This is a genomic window from Coleofasciculus sp. H7-2 (assembly GCF_042747725.1).
In the GTDB taxonomy this organism is placed as follows: Bacteria; Cyanobacteriota; Cyanobacteriia; order Cyanobacteriales; family FACHB-T130; genus FACHB-T130.
This window is the reverse complement of the sequence record NZ_JBHZGO010000014.1, coordinates 44,023-50,022: the sequence shown is the minus strand read 5'-3', so window position 1 is coordinate 50,022 and position 6,000 is coordinate 44,023. Positions and strand designations below refer to the sequence as shown.

The 6,000-nt window shown below is 49.2% G+C and carries 4 protein-coding genes; 3 read left to right on the top strand and 1 reads right to left on the bottom strand.

Translation table 11 applies throughout. The annotated features are described in order from the left end of the window. The coding region (locus ACFW2W_RS02425) for a helix-turn-helix domain-containing protein (protein WP_378172853.1) at positions 1 to 108 on the bottom strand (108 nt) is incomplete at its 3' end. Positions 109 to 348: 240 nt separating this feature from the next. On the opposite strand from ACFW2W_RS02425, the gene ACFW2W_RS02420 reads away from it, so the two are divergent. The 3 genes from ACFW2W_RS02420 (at position 349) to ACFW2W_RS02410 (ending at position 5,950) form a co-directional block, all read left to right on the top strand. Next, positions 349 to 1,356, top strand: a complete 1,008-nt coding sequence (locus ACFW2W_RS02420; protein ID WP_378172851.1) for a SpoIIE family protein phosphatase — start codon at positions 349 to 351, stop codon at positions 1,354 to 1,356. A 66-nt stretch (positions 1,357 to 1,422) separates the two neighbouring features. Further along, entirely contained in the window at positions 1,423 to 3,603 is a 2,181-nt protein-coding gene (locus ACFW2W_RS02415; protein ID WP_378172848.1) for an ATP-binding protein, read from the top strand. Next, complete coding sequence (locus tag ACFW2W_RS02410; protein ID WP_378172845.1) at positions 3,596 to 5,950, top strand: response regulator; 2,355 nt, start codon at positions 3,596 to 3,598, stop codon at positions 5,948 to 5,950. The genes ACFW2W_RS02415 and ACFW2W_RS02410 overlap by 8 nt, the downstream gene beginning before the upstream one ends. The last annotated feature ends 50 nt before the right edge of the window (positions 5,951 to 6,000 follow it).

The following is a 6,000-nucleotide window of genomic DNA, read 5'->3' as shown; positions in this document are numbered from 1 at the left end:
AGAGTTAAGCATATAATTCCACAACCAACGAGTATTACCAAAACATTGAGCTAGATAGGATTCTTGCTCATCAGTGGGATAGACTCTGACTTTAACTGCTCTGTACATGGTTACTGAGCCTGTCGAAGTATGGTTCTGACCTTACCGTGTTTCTTAGTTTATGGTAACATATATTTAGACAGTTATATAAACAGAATATTTTGCTCGTTTCGTCGTTGTGGTCTTCCCGGTTCTCACTGCGCTCAAATGTGGTCAGACCACACTCCTCAACTCACGCGCAATTCATCTCAACACTGACCTGAGTACAGGTACAGTGTGAGCCTTCTCGCTGTATAAGGTAAGTTAATCATGAACTATCCCGTCGCTTTGCCCATTTTAGAGTCTAGTCAGGTTGGTGAAGCGCGACGGATAGCGATCGCTCTAGCACATCGTCTCGGCTTCAACGAAACTGAGCGGGGGCAGGTTGGTATTGTCGTCACTGAGATCGCCAATAACCTGGTTCTGCACGCTAAAGACGGTCTGCTGCTGTTACAAGCTTTAACCAAAAATGAGATCGCGGGTATAGAAATCCTAGCCTTGGATAAAGGGCCGGGAATCAGCAATCTCAGCCAGTGTCTGCGCGACGGCTTTTCTACAGCAGGGACTCCTGGAAATGGTTTGGGGGCAGTTAATCGGCTTTCTACTTTTTTCGAGATTCATTCTGTTCCAAAGGTGGGCACAGCTTTATTAAGCCACCTCTGGGCTAGCTCAATACCCGCAAAGCAATCGAACAACAATCTAGAGATTGGCGTAGTGTGCCTGCCGATGACAGGGGAGGAGGTGTCGGGTGATGCGTGGGCAATCGACCAACAGCCCGGTCGCAGTCTGCTATTAGTCGCGGATGGTTTGGGTCACGGCCCTCTAGCCGCCCAAGCGTCCATAGAAGCCGTGAGGATATTTCGAGATAATGTCTACAAAAGTCCCAAAGAGATTATTGAAGCGGCTCACGCGGCTCTCCGGAGTACTCGTGGAGCCGCTTTAGCGATCGCTGAAGTGGACTTTGAACGACTTGTCGTTCGTTTTGCCGGAGTTGGGAATATCGCTGGCTGCGTTTTTTCTCCCGAAGGAAGCTATAGCATGGTTTCCCACAACGGCACTGTCGGACATGAGGTTCGCAAAATTCAGGAATTTGTCTATCAGTGGCCCATCGGAGGGCTTTTGGTAATGCACTCCGATGGGTTAGGTACGCAGTGGCGTTTGGATCGCTATGCTGGTCTTATAACCAGGCATCCCAGCCTGATCGCTGGAGTTTTGTACCGCGATTTCAACCGAGGTCGCGATGACGTAACTGTGCTGGTTACTCGCCAAGAAAGCTGAAAAGCTTCAAGAGCAGAGGCTAATGAACAATAAATTAATTAGCTATTAGCCATTAGCAATTGACTAATGACCAATCTCCTCACCATAGAAATACGATTCGAGCAAGATGTCGTTATGACCCGTCAGCGGGCACGCCAGATTGCTCAAGCTTTGGGGTTTGACTCTCAAGATCGGACGCGCATTGCCACTGCTGTATCTGAAATTGCCCGCAACGCCTTCCTATATGCCAGTGGGGGTAAAGTTGAATTTCGGGTGGAAGGCGAATCGCCTCAGAGCTTGTTGATATGCATTCGTGACCAAGGGTCGGGCATCGCCAATCTGAAGACTATTCTGGATGGACAGTATAAATCAGAAACCGGAATGGGCTTAGGCATCATTGGCACCAAGCGGCTGATGGATCGGTTTCAGATCGAGTCTAAGCCAGGGCAAGGAACAGAAGTGCTGATGGGAAAAACCTTGCCGAAGCTGGCACCGATCTTGACAGCAAAGCGCTTGGGGCAGATTGTTGATGAGTTAGTCATGAGAGCGCCTCAAAATCCATTTGAGGAAATTCAGCAACAGAACCAAGAACTGCTTCGCACTCTAGCGGAACTAGAAAAGCGTCAAGCCGAATTGGCGCAGGTCAATCGCGAACTAGAGGATACCAATCGGGGTGTTGTGGCATTATATGCCGAGTTAGACGAGAAAGCAGTTTCTTTACAGCGAGCCAATGAACTCAAAACTCGCTTCCTCTCCAATATGAGCCATGAGTTTCGCACGCCGCTCAACTCGATTATGTCTCTCTCCAGACTGCTGCTAGATCGGATAGATGGTGAATTGACAGCCGATCAAGAAAAGCAAGTGACGTTTATCCGTCAATCGGCTGAAGGTCTTTCGGAGTTAGTGAACGACCTTTTAGACTTGGCAAAGGTCGAGGCGGGAAAAATTGTCGTTCATCCGAATGAGTTTGAAGTGAGCGAACTATTCGCTACTCTCAGAGGAATGCTGCGACCACTTCTTATTGATAATTCCTCAATTTCTCTGGTTTTTAAAGAACCTGTTGGCTTTCCCACGCTCCGCACTGATGAGGGCAAAGTTGCCCAAATTCTGAGAAATTTTATTTCTAATGCCTTAAAATATACCGAAAAAGGTGAAGTTCTCGTCAGAGCTGAACTAGATAGCAACACCGTCGTCTTCTCTGTGGCTGATACAGGTATCGGAATTGCACCTGAGGATACTGAGCGGATCTTTGAGGAATTTATTCAGGTGAATTCTCACCTTCAAAAGCGGGTTAAAGGAACAGGTTTAGGACTGCCTCTTTCGCGGAAGTTAGCCGAGTTGCTGGGAGGCGGTGTCTTCATCAAAAGCTCACCAGGGCTTGGTTCCACGTTTTTCGCCACCATACCACTCGTTTACAGGGGCGATCTAGAGGAGGCATTTGAAACGGATACTCTGCAGTTAGATGCGACTCGCTATCCGGTATTAGTTGTAGAAGATAACCCAGAGACGCTGTTCATTTACGAGAAGTATTTTGCGGGGTCAAGTTATCAGATTATCCCAGCGCGATCGCTCAAGCAAGTAAAACAAGCATTTCAAATGTTTAAGCCACGAGCTGTGCTATTAGACATCTTGCTTGAGGAGCAAAATACCTGGGATTTACTTTCTGAGATGAAAGCAAACTCTTCGACACGAGATATCCCGATCGTTGTTATCACCGTTGTTGACAACGAGAAGAAAGCTCTCGCCTTAGGCGCAGATGCCTTCTTTGTTAAACCAGTGGAACGATTATCGCTTCTCGAAAAACTCAATACTTTAGTTAAGCGAGAGCATTTGCAAAAAGTTTTGATTGTTGACGATGACCCAGTATCCCAGTATCTACTCAAGCAATATTTAGCCGATTGTACGGGTAGCAGCACCCGGAAAAATTGCTTTGATTTTAAGATAATTGAGGCAACTTTAGGGGGCGAAGGCATCCGTCACGCCCGCTTAGAAAATCCTGCTTGCATTTTTCTCGACCTAGTTATGCCAGATATGAGCGGGTTTGAGGTTTTAAAACAGCTAAAAGCCAATCCAGCTAGTAAAAATATTCCGGTAATTATTAATACTTCAAAGCTTCTTGAACCAGAGGAGCGCTCGGTACTTGTTGAAAGCACAGTAGCGATTCTCTCAAAAGAGAACCCATCGCGTGAAGTAGCGATCGCTCTTGTCCGGGAAGCACTCCTTTTAGCTGGGCTAGTCCTGGAAACTGGAGAGGAAGACCATGTCTGATAGCACCCCGATCACTATCTTGCACGTAGACGACAACGAAGCCAATCGCTATGTCGTCAATCGGATGCTTCGGAAAGCGGGGTTTGAGGTTCAAGAGGCTGCCACCGGCGAAATGGCTCTGCAATTGGTCGCACAGCAACCGCCAGACTTAATTATCCTTGACGTGCAGCTTCCTGATATTAATGGGTTTGAGGTTTGCCACCGGATCAAGGCAAACCCTGCTACTTCCTCTATTCCCGTACTGCATTTGTCTGCTAGTTTTGTCGAGAGTAAGGACAAGGTACAAGGGTTAGAGAGTGGTGCAGATGGTTACCTAGCCCAGCCGGTAGAGCCAATAGAGTTGCTCGCTACTGTGAAAGCTCTGCTCCGCATCCGAGAGGCTGAAGAGTCGGCGCTGGCAATGGCGAAGGAGTGGCAAACGACATTCGATGCCATGAGCGATGGTGTTTGTTTACTAGATCGCTGTGGCAGAATCTTGCGATCTAACAGGGCCATGACAAATCTTCTGAGAAAACCGTTCGGCGAGATCGACGGTTGCTTTTATCAGCAGCTGATGCAAGATACGCTGGGTTGCGTCGAGGTAACTCCCTTGATTCGTGTCCAGGAGACTCGTCGCCGCGAGAACGAGGAGCTACGGTGTGGTGAACGATGGTTGTCTGTAACCACAGATCCCGTGTTCAACGAGAGTGGAGTTTTCACGAGTGCCGTTTACATCGTCGCTGACATCACAGATCGCAAGTGGGGATCGGAAGCGCTGCGGGCAAGCGAAGAGCGGTTCCGCCTGTTGTTGGAGAATGTCAAAGACTACGCAATTTTCTTCCTCGACACAGACGGGCTTTTTATTCGTTGGAGCGTTGGGGCAGAGCGCATTTTAGGTTATCAGGAAGCCGAGATACTGGGTCAATCTGTCTCAATTATCTTTACACCTGAAGACATAGAGTGCGGTGCAGATAAGCAAGAACTGGAAACGGCAGTAACAGAAGGTCGTGCTGAGGATGAACGCTGGCACGTGCGTAAGGACGGCACCCGTTTCTGGGCAAGTGGGATGGTAACGCCCTTACGAGATGAGACTGGGCAGCTACGAGGCTTTGCCAAAATCATGCGCGACTTCACCGAACGCAAGCGAGCTGAAGACGAACGCAACCAGCTACTTGCCTCGGAACAGGAGGCACGCGCCGCTGCGGAGTCAGCGAACCGGATGAAGGACGAGTTTTTGGCAACTCTCTCCCACGAATTGCGATCGCCCCTCAATGCCATGCTGGGGTGGATTCAATTACTCAATACCCGCAAATTTGACGAGGCAACTACCGCGCGGGCGATGGAGACAATTGAGCGCAGTGCTAGGGCACAAGCACAGCTGGTGGAGGATTTGCTGGATGTTTCTCGCGTTATTCAGGGTAAGTTGCGCCTGAATGTCCGCCCGGTTGAGCTGGCTTCAGTCATTGCAGCAGCGCTTGATACCGCCCGTCCAGCGGCTGATGCTAAGGCGATTCAACTGCAAAGCGTACTCGATCCGGCGGCAGGGCCGGTTGCAGGTGACTCAGACCGCTTGCAACAGGTAATCTGGAATCTGTTATCCAATGCGATCAAGTTCACACCTAAAGAAGGACGTGTCCAAGTTCGCCTCGAACGAGTTAACTCCCATATTGAAATAACAGTAATCGATACAGGGGTTGGCATCAGCTCTGAGTTTGTGCCCTATGTTTTCGACCGCTTTCGTCAAGCTGATAGCTCGATTACCCGATCGTACAGCGGACTCGGTCTTGGTCTAGCGATTGTGCGCCACTTGGTGGAACTGCACGGTGGCACAGTTCGTGCAGAAAGTCAAGGTGAAGGGCAGGGAGCGACATTTATTCTCAAGCTTCCACTGATGCCTGTCCGCTTGGAGACAAGCCAGGAGAAACGGGTACACCCAACGGTGGGAAGCAAAGTGTCATTCGACCCACCGTCGCTAGATGGCTTACAGGTACTCGTCGTGGACGATGAAGCTGATTCCCGTGTGTTTATCACCACGGTACTCGAAGAGTGCGGAGCTTCTGTGCGTGCCGTTGCATCGGTTGAATCAGCAATTGAGGTAATCAAACTTCTTAAACCAGATGTTCTATTGAGCGATATTGGGATGCCAGAAGAGGATGGCTACACTTTGATCCGGAAAGTAAGGGCACTGTCGGTAGAGCAAGGAGGAGAGATTCCCGCTATTGCACTAACAGCATACGCTAGGGCTGAGGATAGGATGAGAGCGATCGCTGCCGGATTTCAGATGCACATCCCTAAACCTGTGGAGCCAGCCGAATTAGCGACCGTAGTGGCGAGTCTTGCTGGACGAACAGGAACTCATGAAGTGTGAAGTCAATGGCAGTCAGTTAATCACCTTTAAGTAAGTCCTTTAAGACTCGA